At 71.9% G+C, this 15,068-nt stretch carries 16 protein-coding genes; 7 read left to right on the plus strand and 9 right to left on the minus strand.

From position 1 onward, the window contains the following. Positions 1–26: 26 nt before the first annotated feature. Entirely contained in the window at positions 27–317 is a 291-nt protein-coding gene (locus ACFYOJ_RS32270; RefSeq protein ID WP_356557157.1) for a hypothetical protein, read from the minus strand. Positions 318–443: 126 nt separating this feature from the next. Here ACFYOJ_RS32270 and ACFYOJ_RS32275 point away from each other — a divergent pair, with 126 nt between their 5' ends. Both ACFYOJ_RS32275 and ACFYOJ_RS32280 read left to right on the plus strand, forming a co-directional pair. After that, on the plus strand, positions 444–1,277 hold the full coding sequence (locus ACFYOJ_RS32275; RefSeq protein WP_356557158.1) for a helix-turn-helix transcriptional regulator: 834 nt from the start codon (positions 444–446) through the stop codon (positions 1,275–1,277). Next, entirely contained in the window at positions 1,274–1,480 is a 207-nt protein-coding gene (locus tag ACFYOJ_RS32280; protein ID WP_356557159.1) for a DUF397 domain-containing protein, read from the plus strand. Before ACFYOJ_RS32275 ends, ACFYOJ_RS32280 begins: the two co-directional genes overlap by 4 nt. A gap of 101 nt (positions 1,481–1,581) precedes the next feature. On the opposite strand, the gene ACFYOJ_RS32285 is transcribed toward ACFYOJ_RS32280, so the two are convergent. The 8 genes from ACFYOJ_RS32285 to ACFYOJ_RS32320 all read right to left on the minus strand — a co-directional run bounded on the left by ACFYOJ_RS32285 (position 1,582) and on the right by ACFYOJ_RS32320 (position 10,032). Further along, entirely contained in the window at positions 1,582–1,887 is a 306-nt protein-coding gene (locus ACFYOJ_RS32285) for a cupin domain-containing protein (protein ID WP_356557160.1), read from the minus strand. Between the two features lie 176 nt (positions 1,888–2,063). Beyond that, the gene (locus ACFYOJ_RS32290; RefSeq protein WP_356557161.1) at positions 2,064–4,193 is read right to left on the minus strand and encodes a pectinesterase family protein; all 2,130 of its coding nucleotides are present in this window, start codon (positions 4,191–4,193) and stop codon (positions 2,064–2,066) included. Between the two features lie 125 nt (positions 4,194–4,318). Beyond that, positions 4,319–5,755: a HAMP domain-containing sensor histidine kinase gene (locus ACFYOJ_RS32295; RefSeq protein WP_356557162.1), complete on the minus strand. Its 1,437-nt coding sequence runs from the start codon at positions 5,753–5,755 to the stop codon at positions 4,319–4,321. Continuing rightward, the gene (locus ACFYOJ_RS32300) at positions 5,752–6,492 is read right to left on the minus strand and encodes a response regulator transcription factor (protein ID WP_356557163.1); all 741 of its coding nucleotides are present in this window, start codon (positions 6,490–6,492) and stop codon (positions 5,752–5,754) included. The genes ACFYOJ_RS32295 and ACFYOJ_RS32300 overlap by 4 nt, the downstream gene beginning before the upstream one ends. 64 nt (positions 6,493–6,556) lie before the next feature. After that, positions 6,557–6,793: a hypothetical protein gene (locus tag ACFYOJ_RS32305; RefSeq protein ID WP_356557164.1), complete on the minus strand. Its 237-nt coding sequence runs from the start codon at positions 6,791–6,793 to the stop codon at positions 6,557–6,559. A 17-nt stretch (positions 6,794–6,810) separates the two neighbouring features. After that, positions 6,811–7,947 (minus strand): trypsin-like peptidase domain-containing protein, encoded by a 1,137-nt coding sequence (locus tag ACFYOJ_RS32310; RefSeq protein ID WP_356557165.1) that lies wholly within the window; start codon positions 7,945–7,947, stop codon positions 6,811–6,813. A gap of 143 nt (positions 7,948–8,090) precedes the next feature. Then, positions 8,091–9,113: a LacI family DNA-binding transcriptional regulator gene (locus tag ACFYOJ_RS32315; RefSeq protein ID WP_356557166.1), complete on the minus strand. Its 1,023-nt coding sequence runs from the start codon at positions 9,111–9,113 to the stop codon at positions 8,091–8,093. Between the two features lie 145 nt (positions 9,114–9,258). Beyond that, on the minus strand, positions 9,259–10,032 hold the full coding sequence (locus ACFYOJ_RS32320) for a response regulator transcription factor (RefSeq protein ID WP_356557167.1): 774 nt from the start codon (positions 10,030–10,032) through the stop codon (positions 9,259–9,261). Positions 10,033–10,299: 267 nt separating this feature from the next. Between ACFYOJ_RS32320 and ACFYOJ_RS32325 the strand changes: the two genes are divergently transcribed. The 5 genes from ACFYOJ_RS32325 (at position 10,300) to ACFYOJ_RS32345 (ending at position 15,039) form a co-directional block, all read left to right on the plus strand. Beyond that, complete coding sequence (locus ACFYOJ_RS32325) at positions 10,300–11,205, plus strand: alpha/beta fold hydrolase (protein WP_356557168.1); 906 nt, start codon at positions 10,300–10,302, stop codon at positions 11,203–11,205. A gap of 61 nt (positions 11,206–11,266) precedes the next feature. Beyond that, positions 11,267–11,521, plus strand: a complete 255-nt coding sequence (locus ACFYOJ_RS32330) for a MoaD/ThiS family protein (RefSeq protein WP_356557169.1) — start codon at positions 11,267–11,269, stop codon at positions 11,519–11,521. A 2-nt stretch (positions 11,522–11,523) separates the two neighbouring features. After that, entirely contained in the window at positions 11,524–12,810 is a 1,287-nt protein-coding gene (locus tag ACFYOJ_RS32335; protein ID WP_356557170.1) for a hypothetical protein, read from the plus strand. 199 nt (positions 12,811–13,009) lie between these two features. Then, a complete protein-coding gene (locus ACFYOJ_RS32340; RefSeq protein WP_356557171.1) occupies positions 13,010–13,747 on the plus strand; it encodes a DUF2993 domain-containing protein in 738 nt (245 codons plus the stop codon). 446 nt (positions 13,748–14,193) lie between these two features. Further along, the gene (locus tag ACFYOJ_RS32345) at positions 14,194–15,039 is read left to right on the plus strand and encodes a sulfurtransferase (RefSeq protein WP_356557172.1); all 846 of its coding nucleotides are present in this window, start codon (positions 14,194–14,196) and stop codon (positions 15,037–15,039) included. The last annotated feature ends 29 nt before the right edge of the window (positions 15,040–15,068 follow it).

Raw genomic sequence — 15,068 nt, forward strand, 5'->3', positions numbered from 1 at the left:
GCCTGACCTGGTGGAACGAGGCCGGATCACTCGACCGGGTGGGGGATGCGCAGCTCCCGGCTGACCGCGATCCGCAGGACGTCGTCCAGCGCTTCCGTCGCTCTGGTCAGCGCGAACCGCACGGCCTGTTCGCCGGCCTTCGCGTCCCCGAGCACGGCTCTGGCACCCGCGAGCACCTGTGCGCCGGATTCCAGCTGGGCTTCCTCGATGTCGTCGGCGAGCAGGGAGAGCCGGCTGTGGCTGCTGTCGGTGCTCAGATAGCAGGGCTTGCCCTCGGGGGTGGTCCAGGGGAGGAGACGGAGCGGGGGCGTGTGCATGGAGGCTGTCCCTTCGGGGTGGCGACCTGCGGCGATTACCGTTGGTGCATCGATCGTCACCGGGTCGGCGTACGCTGCGGAAGAGGGCTGGTGTTGCCTGCGGAGCAGACAACGGGGAGGGGCGACATGGTCGAAAACCCGGGCGGAGAACGGGAGTCGAGGCGTGAGGAGCTCGGGGAAACCCTTCGGATACTGCGGGAGAAAGCAGGCAAGTCCCTCGGACAGCTGGCTGAGGAGACGTCGTACGACAAGAGCTACCTGTACCGCTTGGAGAAGGGAGAACGGCTCTCCAAGCGGGCGGTCATGGAGGACCTGGACCGCTATCACGGCACCGGTGACCTGCTGGTCCGGCTGTGGCGGGATGCGCGCCACGAGGTCGTCAAGGACAAGTACAAGGCGTTCATGGAGCTCGAAGCGACGGCGCGGGTGATGTGGTTGTTCCAACTCCGGGTGCCCGGCTTGTTGCAGACCGAGGACTACGCCCGCGCGGTGTTGTCGGGGTTGTCGGGCGCCCAGGCAACGACGGGCAACAGCGAGGCAGTCGAGGAGCAGGTGGCCCTGAGGCTGGGACGGCAGGAGCTGCTGTACCGCCAGCCCGCGCCGAGCGTTCGCGTGATCCTGGACGAGGGCGCGCTGCGGCGACGCGTCCCGGACGCGAAGGTGTGGAAGGACCAACTGTCGTATCTTCTGGACGCGGCTGAACTGCCCTCTGTCGCACTCCAGGTGCTGCCCTACACGGCCGGCGTGCACGACCTCATGGACAGCCACCTCTGGCTTCTGTGGCAACGGACCGGTGATCCCGTTGCCTACGTGGAAGGCAACGGGTTCGGCGAGCTGATCGACGATCCGGACAAGGTCCTGTCGTTCCGCCTGTCCTACGATCTGGTCAGGGACGCGGCTCTGACTCCGGTGGAGTCGATGACGTTCATCAAAGAACTTCTGGAGGAGTGCAGACCGTGAACCGACTCCCTGACCCCACTACCGTGACCTGGCGCAAGTCCTCCTACAGCGACGGGGGCGGCACGAACTGCGTCGAGGTCGCCGACGGCTGCCCCGGTCTCGTCCCCGTACGGGACAGCAAGGTCCCCCACGGCCGGGTGCTCGTCTTCGGGACGGCTTCGTGGCGGTCGTTCCTGGAGGGCGTCAAGGGCGTGGCGCGGTAGTCGGCGGCGGAGCGCCTCACGATCGTGCGGTGGCGGCTCCGTCCCGGTGCGGAGCCGCCCGCCGTACCGGGCCCGCCTCTCCGCCGCCTGAAGCCGCCCCGTCAGGACCCGGATTCCTCCACGATCACCAGCGTGCCGCGACTGCCCGGTCCGACGGCGTGACGCGCGCCTGCCGGTACCCGGTACATCTCACCCGCTTCCACGGGGACTTCGGCACCTTCCACCAGCAGTTCCAGCCGCCCGTCGAGGACCAGCAGCACCTCGTCGGCGCCGTGTACCTCTTCCGGGACCGTGCGGCCGTCCATGCGCAGGACTTTCACGCAGGCCGTCCCCACCCTTCCCAGGGCGGAGGAACTCCAGGCGTCCGGCAGCGCGGCCGCTGCCTTCGCGAGGTCGGTCGGTTTCATCGCAAGCCTCCCCGCGGACCGCTCACCACGAGGCGAGCAGCCCGCCCGTCACGTTCAGCGGATGACCGGGAAGCTACCCGAGCAGGGACGATCACTGGTCGACCGTTCGGTAAAACCTTCCCTGAGGCCGGGCGGACAACTGTCCCCGGTCCGCCCGGCCCCGTGGTCCTACGGCGTCACGACGCCGTCGGCACCCAGCTGCCCAGCCAGTCCGCGACCTCCTGGCCGGAGGCCTGGGAGTCGGTCAGCTGCGGACGGTCGGCGCTCGCGGTGCCCGCGCCGGGGCCCGTGTTGCGGTACTCGGCGAAGCGGTCGTCCTTCCAGGAGAAGCCGCCCATGTCGGACCACGGCGTGGACTTGATCGCGGCGCTGAGCTCGGTGTCGCGGACCGTGGTCTGCGGGTCGAGGGTCGCGTCGCCGCCCGCGTGCCAGGTGCGGCCGAGGTGGAAGGAGCCGGCCGCGACGTCGCCGTTGACGACGGAGCGGTTGATCAGGAAGCCCTTGCGGTCGGCCGGGGTGCTGGGGGCGGTGACGAAGCCGGCCGAGGTGCCGTCCCAGCGCTTCTTCAGGGTGATGACGGAGCGGTCGATCACGGCGGAGGCCCGGCCGAAGATGAAGTCGACGTTGCCGACGATGTAGGAGTTCTTCACGTAGACGCGGCCGAGCTTGTCCCTGGCCGCCGTGTCCAGCTGCAGGGTGTCCTGGTCACCGGTGACGATCACGCCGTCCAGGAAGACCTTGTCGGCCGCGGTGCGCAGCGCCACCGCCTGATGGCCGGACAGGGACTGGTTGGCGGCCTCGTCGAAGTCGTTGGCGATGGTCAGGTTGCGGGCCTGGAAGTCGTCGGCCTCGACGGCGACGGTCGCGCTGCCGGAGGTGCCGTAGGTGCCGGAGCCGTCGGGCTTGGGCGTCCCGGCCGCGTTGTCGTAGGTGATCACGGTCTGCTTGCGGCTGCTGCCCGTGCCCTGGATGGTGACGTGCGGCTTGTTGGAGGGGACCTTCACCGTCTCGCGGTACGTCCCCGGCTTCACGGCGATGACGACCCGGGAGGCGTTGTTCGCGGGGACGGCGTCCACGGCGGCCTGGACGGTCTTGTACTGGCCGCTGCCGTCCTTGGCGACCGTGAGCGTCGTCGCGGCCTTCGTGGCCGAGTTGTTCGAGCCACCCGAGCCACCCGAGCCACCCGAGCCGTTCGCGACGCCGATCGAGGGGCGCGGGCCCGTGCCGGACTTCAGCAGCCCCGGCACGTCCGCGGCCCTGTCGAGCTTGTAGGCGTAGAACTTCTTCGGGTCGAAGGCCTTCCCGCCGCTCTCGTTGCGGCCCGAGGTGCCGGAGAAGACGTTGCCGCGCTGGACGAGGGAGGCGGTGGTGTCCTTGGTGACGGGGTTGCGCACGCCCTGGAAGTAGCTGTTCTCCAGGACCATCGACGTCCGGCCGCGCGCGTAGTTGCCGTAGGCGGAGGTGATGGCGGTGCCCGGCACGTCCTCCAGGTAGTTGTTGTAGAGGTGCGCGTGGGCGGCGTTGTCGGTGGAGGGGTTGCGCTGCTCGGTCTCGCGGAACCAGTTGTGGTGGATCGTGATGTCCGTCTTGACGTTGTCCGTCCAGCCGATGCCGAACGTCTTGTTGTTGTTGCTCAGTCTGTTCCAGGAGACCGTCACGTACGTGCTGTCCTTGCGGACGTCGATCAGGCCGTCGGCCATGTGCCGCAGGTCGTTGTGGTCGATCCACACGTGGTGCGCGCCGTCCATCTGGATGGCGTCGAAGTCGTGGTCCTTGTCGTTCCAGGTGCCCTGGTAGGAGTCCCGGATCGTCAGGTTGCGGATGATCACGTTGTGCACGCCGGGGCCGAGGAAGAAGCCGCCGCCGACGATGTGCCCGGAGGCGCCGGCGCCGACGATCGTCTTGTCCGAGCGGACCTTGATCTCCTTGCCGGCGGGCGCCATGTTGATCTTCCCGGCGACGACGATGACGTACGGCTCCTCGGCCGTCGCGTACTTCTCCAGCTCTGCCTGCGTGCGGACGGTCACCGTCTTGCCGCCGCGGCCGCCGTAGGTGCCCTTCTGGCCGAGGGCGTCGACCGAGGCGAAGCCGTCGGCGGTGGCGGTCGCCCACGCGGGGGCGGTGTAACCGGCGGCGGACGCCTCGCTGGCCGATCCGGAGCCGAAGAAGCCGGTGTCCGTGCCGTAGGCCAGCGCGCCGGCGGCGACCAGTGCCAGGGGGACACCGACGGCCAGGGCCTTCTTGGTCCTGCGGTGACGGGCCTTGGTGCGGGTGCGGGTGCGGGCGTGGGTACGGGTCTCGCTCACGGATGATTCCGTTCAGACGGGGACTGTGTCACCTGCCTGTCGCCGCCGGAGAGCGGAAGGTTGCCGTTCGATTGGCGCGAAATCGCCGTCCGGCCGTCGTGGAAGTGCCGTCCGCCGCCGCGCGGTCAGGCGTCGCCGTCCGCCGGGTCCGCACCGGGCGGCGGCACCGGCGCCCCCGGCAGCCGTACGGTCGCCACCGTGCCGCCGCCCCCGTCCCCGGCCGGCGCCAGCGTCACCTCGCCGCCCGCCTGCTGCACCGTGCGCGCCACGATCGACAGGCCGAGACCCGAGCCGGGCAGCGCACGGGCCGACGGCGAGCGCCAGAACCGGTCGAAGACGTGCGGGAGTTCCTCGGCGGAGATGCCGGGCCCGTGATCGCGGACGGTGAGCACGCCCTCGGCGAGGCGCACGTCGACCGTGCCGCCGTCCGGGCTGAACTTCACCGCGTTGTCCAGGATGTTGACGACGGCCCGCTCCAGCGCGCTCGGCTCCGCCCGTACGTACCAGGGGTGGACGTCGGCGGTGAACGTCAGCTCCGGTCCGCGCAGCCTGGCCCGGCGCAGCGCCGACTCGACGACGTCCTGCAGGGCGAGGATCCGCGTCCGGCCCGCGTGCTGGCCGGTGTCCGGGCGGGACAGCTCCTGGAGATCGCCGATCAGCGCCGCCAGCTCCGTCATCTGCGCCTTCACGGAGGCGAGCAGGGCCTTGCGGTCGGCCTCGGGGATCGGCCGTCCCGTCTCCTCGCTGCGGGTGAGGAGTTCGATGTTGGTCCGCAGGGAGGTGAGCGGGGTGCGCAGTTCGTGGCCGGCGTCGGCGATGAGCTGCTGCTGCAGGTCGCGGGAGCTGGCGAGGGAGGAGGTCATGGAGTTGAAGGAGCGGGACAGGCGCGCGATCTCGTCCTCGCTGTCGTCCTCGACGGGGATGCGGACGGTCAGGTCCTCCGTGCGGGCCACGTGTTCCACGGCACGGGTCAGCTCGTCCACCGGCCGCAGTCCGGCGCGGGCCACCCACAGGCCGGCGGCACCGGCGCCGACGACACCCGCTCCCGCGACGAACAGCAGCACCAGCGCGAGGTTGTTGAGCGAGCCCTTCACCTCGCCGAGCGGCCGGGCCGCGGAGACGGCGACGCCCTGCAGACCGCGCACCGTGTACGTGTAGACGCGGTACTCGGTGCCGTCGGCGCCGGTGGCGTCGTGCAGCGCGTCGGGCGCCCCGCCCTCGGCCACGGCGTGGTCGGCGGCGGTGAGCCGGACCTTCTCGGTGCCGACGATGAGGCAGCTCTGCCCCTGCCGGTCCAGCAGCTGCACGGTCGAGTTGAAGAGGTTGGGCTCGCGGGCGTCGGGGTCGTTGAGACACAGGCCGGTGTTCAGGTTGACGTACTGCGTCACCTGCGGCAGGTCCATGCGGTTCGCCCGCAGCGCCTCGTCCAGCGAGTTCACCAGCACGTTCTTCACCACGAACCAGCAGGCCACCGCCGCCGCGGTCACCGCGAACGCCACCGCCGCCGCCACCAGCAGCGCCAGCCGCGAGCGCAGCGGCAGGGCACGGAACCGTCGGATCACTCCGCGCCGCCCTGCCGCAGGACGTAGCCCACGCCCCGGACGGTGTGCACGAGCCGCGGCTCGCCGCCCGCCTCGGTCTTGCGGCGCAGGTACATGACGTACACGTCGAGGGAGTTGGAGGACGGCTCGAAGTCGAAGCCCCAGACGGCCTTCAGGATCTGCTCCCGGGTGAGGACCTGGCGCGGGTGCGCCATGAACATCTCGAGGAGGGTGAACTCCGTGCGGGTCAGCTCCACCGGGCGCCCGGCCCGGACGACCTCCCGCGTCGCCAGGTCCATGGTCAGGTCGGCGAAGGTCAGGGTGTCGTCGTCCTCGGCGGTGGCCTCCACCGCCGCCGCGTAGGAGCTGCGGCGCAGCAACGCGCGGATGCGGGCGAAGAGTTCGTCCAGCTCGAAGGGCTTGACGAGGTAGTCGTCGGCACCGGCGTCCAGGCCGGTGACCCGGTCGCCGACCGTGTCGCGGGCCGTCAGCATCAGGATCGGGGTCGTGTCGCCCGCGCCGCGGATCCGGCGGGCGGCGGTCAGGCCGTCCATGCGGGGCATCTGGATGTCGAGGACGATCAGATCGGGCCGGTACGCCGCCGCCTTCTCCAGGGCGTCGGCGCCGTCGACGGCGACCTCGGTGCCGTATCCCTCGAAGGCGAGGCTGCGCTGGAGGGCCTCGCGGACCGCCGGCTCGTCGTCGACGATCAGGATGCGCTGGACGTCACGGTCGCGGTCGCCTTCTGCGGGGCTCATGGCTCGGGTTCCTCGGGTGCGGTCGGATACGGACGGACAACGTCTTCAGCGTCGCACGTCCGGCTCAGCCCCGTGCGGCGCGGCGACGGGCGGCACGGGACCGTCCCGGTCGTGCGGCGGTGCCGGGCGGGGCACCGCGGTCGGCGGTGCCGGGCGGCGGCGGGCGGTGGGCGGCGCGGGCCGGCACCTTTGGCGCCCGGGACACCGGCGGGTGCAGCTCCGCCGCGACCTCCAGGGCGAGGGCGAGTCCGGCGGGGCCGGCGCCGGCGGACGCCGTGGCGTGGGTGAACAGCCGGGGCACGGTGCCGCGCTCCCGCGTCACTTCCGGTCGCCCGCCCGCAGCGAGGGCAGGTCCGCCTTGACGGTGTTCACCGGTATGGCGAAGCCGAGGCCGACGCTCCCCGCGTCCGCCGACGAGGAGGAGCCGGCCGCCGAGTACATCGCGGAGTTGATGCCGATGATGTTGCCGTTCATGTCGATCAGCGCGCCGCCGGAGTTGCCCGGGTTGAGGGAGGCGTCCGTCTGGATCGCCTTGTACGTCGTCGTGGACGACCCGGTGTCGCCGTTGAACTGCTGCCCGCCGAACTCGAACGGCCAGCCCCCGCCCTGCTGTTGCCGCTGCCGCTGCTGCTGTCCCCCGTCCGTGGAGACGGTCACGTCGCGGTTCAGGGCCGAGACGATGCCGCTGGTCACGGTGCCGGTCAGCCCCTCGGGAGAGCCGATCGCCACGACCTGGTCGCCCACCCGGACGCCGTCGGAGTCGCCGAGGGTCGCGGCCTTCAGGCCGGAGGCGTTCTCCAGCTCGATCAGCGCCAGATCCTTCGTGCTGTCGGTGCCGACGACCTCGGCGGTGTACTGCTTGCCGTCGCTGGTCGTCACCTCGACCGAGGAGGCGCCGGCCACCACGTGGTTGTTGGTGATGATCTCGCCGTCGGCGGTGATGATCACGCCGGATCCGGTGGAGGAGCCGGAGTCCGTGTCGGCGTTGATCTCGACGATGCTGGGACCGACTGCCTGGGCGACCCCGGCGACCGTGCCCTTCTGGCTCGACGGCACGACGGTGGTGCTGGTGGAACTGGAGGCGACGGTGTCGCTGCCGGTCAGCTCCTGGATGCCGAAGGCGGTGCCGCCGCCGACGGCCGCCGCGACGATCGCCACGGCCGCGAGCAGGGCGACCGGCCCGCGCCGGGCCCGCCTGCGGGGCCCCTGGGCGTGCCCGCCCTGCTCCCCGGCCATCGGGGGGTGCGGCGGCTGAGCCGGCGGCTGAGCCGGCGGGGGCGGCCACTCCGGGTTCACCGGGTTCACCGGGTTCACCGGGTTCACCGGGGACACCGGGCTCGCCTGGCCCACGGTCCCCTCCGGCGAGGAGGAGACGTGCTGCTGGGCGTCCTCACGGGAGGCCGCGTACGGATGCGCGTTCTCGTACTCGCCGCTGCGGCGGAAGCTCTCGGTCATGTTCATGAGCTTCGCGTCCCTGTATGAGAGCTTCCTGAGTCCTGCCTGAGAAGCCCGGCAGAACCTCGTATGCCCGATGTAAAGAAGCCCCGTCGCCACGAAGGGGGACTGCCTCCAGGAACCTCGGGCACGACCGCCGGAGGCTACGCGCAGCCGCAGGAGCGCCGGACCACCAGACGCGACGGGAAGACCTTCAGCCGCTCGCGCCGAGAGCCCGCCACCCGCAGCCCGTCGTCCAGCACCAGGTCCACGGCGGACCGCGCCATGGCCGACCGGTCGGAGGCGACCGTCGTCAGCGGCGGATCGGCCAGCCCCGCCTCCTTGATGTCGTCGAAGCCGGCCACCGCCAGCTCGCCGGGGACGTCGATGCGCAGCTCGCGGGCGGCGCGCAGCAGGCCGATCGCCTGGTCGTCGGTGGAGCAGAAGACCGCGGGCGGCCTGCGCGGCCCGGCGAGGATCTCCAGGGCCACCTCGTACGCGTCGTAGCGGTTGTACGGCGCCTCGAAGAGCCGGCCCTCGGTGGAGAGCCCGGCCTCCTTCATCGCGCGCCGCCAGCCCTCGACGTGGTCGGAGACCGGGTCGCCGACGGACGGCGTCTCGGCGGTGCCGCCCATGCAGGCGACGTACTCGTACCCGTGCTCCAGCAGGTGGCGTACGGCGAGCTGGGCGCCGCCGAGGTCGTCGGTGACGACGGCGACGTCGTCGATGGCCTCGGGGCGTTCGTGCAGCAGGACGATACGGGCGTCCCAGGCGTCGATCTCGGCGGCGGCCAGGTCGTTCAGGGCGTGGCTGACCAGGATCAGGCCGGAGACCCGCATGCCGAGGAAGGCGCGCAGATAGTGCACCTCGCGTTCGCCGACGTAGTCGGAGTTGCCGACGAGGACCATCTTCCCGCGCTCGGAGGCGGCCCACTCGACCGCGTGCGCCATCTCCGCGAAGAAGGGCTGGCGCGCGTCCGGCACGATCAGGCCTATGAGGTCCGTGCGCCGCGAGGCCATGGCCTGGGCGACCCGGTCGGGCCGGTACCCCAGCTCCTTGATCGCGGCGAGGACGCGCTCGCGCGTGGCCGGGGCGACCGGCCGGGGTCCGTTGTTGATGACATAGCTGACGACGGCGGTGGACGTCCCCGCCAGTCGCGCCACATCGTCCCGAGTCACCTTGGCCACGCGCGGAGTCTACGCGGATGGACCCGCCGTGGGCAGGGCGTATCAGCCCTCGGTCGGCCGACGGCGCTCACGCCCCGGCCCGGGCGACGGCGCTCACGTTCCGGACCGGTCGGCGGTGCTCAGGCCCCGGTCCGGCCGGCGGTGCTCAGGCCTCGGCGGCGGCCGGTGCCGCCTTCGCGGCGTCCGTCCCGGCCCCGGGCCCCTGCTGCGTCTCGGTCCCCTCCGCGGCCCGCTCCTTCTTCTCCGGTTTCTCCGGCGTGACGAAGCGGTAGCCGACGTTGCGGACGGTGCCGATCAGCGACTCGTGCTCGGGGCCGAGCTTGGCGCGCAGCCGCCGTACGTGGACGTCGACCGTGCGGGTGCCGCCGAAGTAGTCGTAGCCCCACACCTCCTGGAGCAGCTGGGCGCGGGTGAAGACCCGGCCCGGGTGCTGGGCGAGGTACTTCAGCAGCTCGAACTCCTTGAAGGTCAGGTCCAGGACCCGCCCCTTGAGCTTGGCGGAGTACGTCGCCTCGTCCACCGACAGGTCGCCGTTGCGGATCTCCATGGGGGAGTCGTCGCCGGCGATCTGCTGACGTCCCGTGGCGATGCGCAGCCGGGCCTCGACCTCCGCCGGGCCGGCGGTGTCCAGCAGTACGTCGTCGATGCCCCAGTCGGCGGTGACGGCGGCGAGGCCGCCCTCGGTGACGACGAGGAGCAGCGGACAGCCGAGCCCCGTGGAGCGCAGCAGCCGGCACAGGCTGCGGACCTGGGGGAGGTCACGGCGCCCGTCGACGAGGATCGCGTCGGCGCCGGGGGTGTCGACGAGGGCGGACCCCTCCGCGGGAGCCACCCGGACGTTGTGCAGCAGCAGGCCGAGGGCGGGAAGCACCTCGGCCGACGGCTGGAGAGCGTTGGTCAGGAGCAGCAGAGAGCTCATCGTGGCCCACCTGCCCGGGTCGTCTCACGGTCCAGCACGGTTCGCTCGCCCATGACGTCTGGTTCCTCCTCGGTCCCTGCGACGGGGGTACCTCCCGCGCCCTCGAGGCAGCGGGGGAGCTTACGGCACTGCTTCGTACGGCGCGGATCCCGTGCCCGTGGGGCCCGCTGCACGTCCGGGAGGTGAACGCTCGGCGCACGTTCCCGAAAGCACAAAAGGACTCGGGGGCTGCGTCGCCCGAGTCCTCTGTCCAGCACAATAGCCGACATGAGCAACGGCCGGGCAGGTCGTGTGGCGCGTTCCACCCCTGCTTCCCTCCCTCCCCTCGCCCCGCGCGCACGTCACGGAACCTCCCCCGAAACCCCCGGACGGACCCTCCGCCGCACCCCCGCGCGGACGTTCCTGCGCACGTCGGACGGGGTGCGGATCGACGCGGTGTACGAGCCCGGCGTGACCGGCCGCGGCACCGCCGGCCCGGTCTTCGTCGTCGCGCACGGATTCACCGGCGACGCCGACCGCCCGCACGTGCGCCGGATCGCGAAGGCGTTCGCGCGCCGGGGGGCCGTCGTCACGTTCTCCTTCCGGGGACACGGCGCGTCGGGCGGCCGCTCGACCGTCGGCGACCGCGAGGTGCTCGACCTGGCGGCGGCGGTCGCCTGGGCGCGCGGCTTCGGGCACCCGCGGGTGGTGACCGTCGGCTTCTCCATGGGCGGCTCGGTGGTGCTGCGGCACGCCGCGCTGTACGGCGGCGACGCCCGTGACGACCGCGACGCCCATGACGCCCGTACGGACGCCGTCGTCTCGGTGAGCGCCCCCGCCCGCTGGTACTACCGGGGCACGGCACCCATGCGCCGGCTGCACTGGCTGGTGCTGCGCCCCACCGGGCGCCTGGTGAGCCGTTACGGCCTGCGCACCCGCATCCATCACCGGGACTGGGACCCGGTGCCGCTGTCGCCGGTGGAGGCGGCGGCGCGGATCGCCCCGGTGCCCCTGCTCGTCGTGCACGGCGACCGGGACGGCTACTTCCCCCTCGACCACCCCCGGATGCTGGCCGCGGCCGCCGGTGACCACGGCGAACTCTGGGTGGAGCCCGGCATGGGCCACGCCGAGCACGCGGCCGGCGAGGACCTCCTGGACCGTATCGGCGACTGGGCCGTCCGCCGCGCGGGCTAGCCTGAGGTGTTCACCGCCGGCCGGCACCGACGCCGGCCGGCTCCGGCGACGAAGGATCCAGATGGCAAAGGTCACGGTGCGCTACTGGGCCGCCGCGAAGGCCGCGGCAGGCGTGGCCGAGGAGGCGTACGAGGCGGCCACGCTCGCCGACGCGCTCGACGCGGTGCGCGAGGGACACCCCGGCGAACTCACGCGCGTCCTGCGGCGCTGCTCGTTCCTCGTCGACGGCGACCCGGTGGGCACGCGTGCGCACGAGACGGTACGGCTGACCGACGGCGGCACGGTCGAGGTGCTGCCGCCGTTCGCGGGAGGGTGACGATGACCGACCAGCCGTATCAGCCCCACCAGCCCCACCAGCCCCACCAGTCCTACGGCGGACACGGCGGACACGACGGGCACGGCGCCCCGGTGTGGCCCGGACAGTACGAGCAGGGACAGCAGGGGTACGAGGACCTGGACTCCGGCCCCCACACTCAGCAGTGGCAGGGCCAGACCTGGGAGACCCAGATGCAGCCGCCCGTCCCCGCGCCCGCCCCCGCGGAGGAGACGGCGTACCTGCCCCCGCAGCCGGACGCCGCGTACGGCGGAGGGCACGGGGGACAGCCGTACCCTCCGGGACCGCAGCACCAGTACCAGCCGCACCCGCAGCAACAGCAGTACGAGCAGCACCAGTACCGGCCGCACCCGCAGCAGTACCAGCCGCAGTCACCGGCGTACCAGCCGCAACCGCACCCCCAGCCCCAGCAGTACGAGCCCCCCGCGACCCCCGCGACCCCCGCTCCCACCGCCCCCGCGCCCCCCGTCGCCGCGGACGTGCCCGAGTACGGTCCCGCGACCCTCGCGGGCAACGCGCGGATCACCGACGCGCAGCGGGCCCGCGCCGAGGGGCGTTCGCCGATCATCGACCCGGGCATGCAGCCGGCCCTGCTCACCGCGCTGCTCGGACTGCTGCTGGCCGGCACGGCAGCCGTCGGCTCGTACGCGCTGCTGGTCCCGCTCGTCGTCCTCCAGGCCGTCACCGCGGCGGGCTGGTTCCGGCTGAACGGCATGTGGCCCGCCCGGCAGGGCATCGCGCTGGGCTTCGCGGGCGCGCTGGCCGCCGACGCGGCGATGCTGGCCTCGGACCGCTCCCCGGCGGCGCTCCTCGGCACGCTCGGCGTGTGGGTGCTGCTCTCCCTCGTCCTGCAACTGCGGTCGCACGCCGACCCGGACGAGCGGATGTACGGCCTGACGGCGACGGTCGTCGCGGCGGCGCTGGCCATCGTGGCGGGCGGCCACCTCGCGGCCGACGCGGATGCGGTGACGGTCGGCGCCCTCGCCGTGGCGGTGGCCGTCGTGGCCCGCGCGCTGCCGCTGCCGACGCCCGCCTCGGTGGCCGTCGCGCTGCTGGCGGCGGCGGGCGCCGGGTTCGCGGCCGGCGCCATGACGGACGTCGGCGCGCCGGGGGCGCTGCTCGGCGCGGGCGCGGCGGTCTGCGCGCTGATCGGACACCGGGTGGCGGCCTACGACTACCCGTCCCGGTTCGTCCACTTCACGGCGGGCGTGGCACTGCCGCTGGCGGCCGCGGCTCCGGCCGTGTACCTGCTCGGACGGGTGTTCGGCTGATCCGTGTGGTCGGTCCGCGCGGCCGGGGCCGTGCGGCTGATCCGTGCGGCAGGTCCGCTCCCGGGTGCAAACGCCCCGCCTGTCACAGGTGATCGACAAAATCCGGCGCCGGCCGTCCACCGCGTTACGCTCGCGCTGGACGGCCGACGGTCGTCGGGGGACCGCTGTCGTTGACACCTACCGGTGGGGAAAGACTCGCATGCGCGCACTGCGAATACTGTTGATCGTCGTCGTGATCCTGGGCGGGCTCTTCGTTATCGCGGACCGGGTGGCGGTCAACTTCGCCGAGGGCGAGGCGGCCGACAGGCTGCGCACCACCGAGAACCTCGCCTCGGCGCCGGACGTGTCCATCAAGGGCTTCCCCTTCCTCACCCAGGCCGCCGCCGGCACGCTGGACGAGGTCGAGATCGGCATCGAGGACTACCGGACGGACAGCGGCGACGGCACCGGGAAGATCCGTATCGACGACCTGCGGGCCCGTATGAAGGGCGTCGAGTTCTCCAGCGACTTCGGCTCCGCCACGGCGGCCACCGCCTCCGGCACCGCGACGATCTCCTACGACGAGCTGCTGAAGGCCGCGAAGTCCGAGCCCACCCAGGTCGCCCCGGGCATCACCGCCAAGGTCGTCGGCCTCTCCGACGGCGGCAACGGCAAGATCAAGGTGACGCTCGAGACGACGGTGCTGGGCACCCCGCTGCCCGAGCCCGTCGACGTGCTCAGCTCGGTCACCGTGAAGGACAACAAGGTCGAGGTCGAGGCCGACGGTCTGCCGCAGATCAACGGCAGGGAGCTCGCCGAGTCCCGCATCCGGGCCATCACCGACTTCCAGCAGCGCATCGACCAGCTGCCCGGCGGCGTCGAGCTCGACAAGGTCGAGGCGGCGGAGAACGGCGTCGAGATCACGGTGAAGGGTGCGAACGTCAGGCTCGCCGGGTAGTACGGGACGGGTGGCACGGAGGCGGCCACGGAGCGGCGTCCGACAGGCGAGACGGTGACGTCCGTACGTCAGATGCGGTGACGGACGCGACCGCCGCGCACCCCTCCGGGAGCACTCCGCCGCCCCCATCTGTCCCGCATCACGGACGATCGCGTCTCATCATGCGACACACCGGTGACACGGCACGGTGTCGCTCCCTACGATCGGGAGCCATGCAGCACCAGACGAGCGTCCTCCGGCCGCGGGGACAGGCGGATCTCACGAAGCGGCGGGCAGTCGACCTGTGCCGCGTCGCCGCCATGCTCTGTCGCATTTTCTGAGCGGACGGCGCCGCCGCCGTCCGGTTTCCCTCACCGCCCTGATCAGGGCACCCGCGCGCCGCTCCGGCATGAGCGCGCACACCCTCGCACCGCACGCCCCGCCGCAACTGCCCCGGAGGAGAAACCATGAGCCGCAGCGACGTCCTGGTCGACGCCGACTGGCTTCAGGACCACCTGGACGACCCGACCATCGCCATCGTCGAGGTGGACGAGGACACGTCCGCGTACGACAAGAACCACATCAGGAACGCGATCCGGATCGACTGGACCCAGGACCTCCAGGACCCGGTCCGCCGCGACTTCGTCGACCAGGAGGGCTTCGAGAAGCTCCTGTCGGAGAAGGGCATCTCCAACGACCACACCGTGGTCCTCTACGGCGGCAACAACAACTGGTTCGCGTCCTACGCCTACTGGTACTTCAAGCTGTACGGCCACGAGAACGTCAAGCTCCTCGACGGCGGCCGCAAGAAGTGGGAGCTGGACGCCCGCGAGCTGGTCCCCGGCGACGAGGTGCCGAAGCGCCCGGCCACCCAGTACAAGGCCAAGCCGCAGGACACCTCGATCCGCGCCTTCCGCGACGACGTCGTCAAGGCGATCGGCGCGCAGAACCTGGTCGACGTCCGCTCGCCCGACGAGTTCTCCGGCAAGCTGCTCGCCCCGGCCCACCTCCCGCAGGAGCAGTCGCAGCGTCCGGGCCACGTCCCGTCCGCCCGCAACATCCCGTGGTCGAAGAACGCCAACGACGACGGCACCTTCAAGTCGGACGAGGAGCTCAAGGCGCTCTACGAGGCCGAGCAGGTGGACCTGGCCAAGGACACCATCGCCTACTGCCGCATCGGCGAGCGCTCCGCCCTGACCTGGTTCGTCCTGCACGAGCTGCTGGGCGTGGAGAACGTCAAGAACTACGACGGCTCCTGGACCGAGTACGGCTCCCTCGTCGGCGTGCCGATCGAGCTCGGCCCCGCGAAGTAACCACTCCCACCGACCTTTCCCAACCCCTC

This window comes from Streptomyces sp. NPDC006384 (assembly GCF_042870695.1).
In the GTDB taxonomy this organism is placed as follows: domain Bacteria; phylum Actinomycetota; class Actinomycetes; order Streptomycetales; family Streptomycetaceae; genus Streptomyces.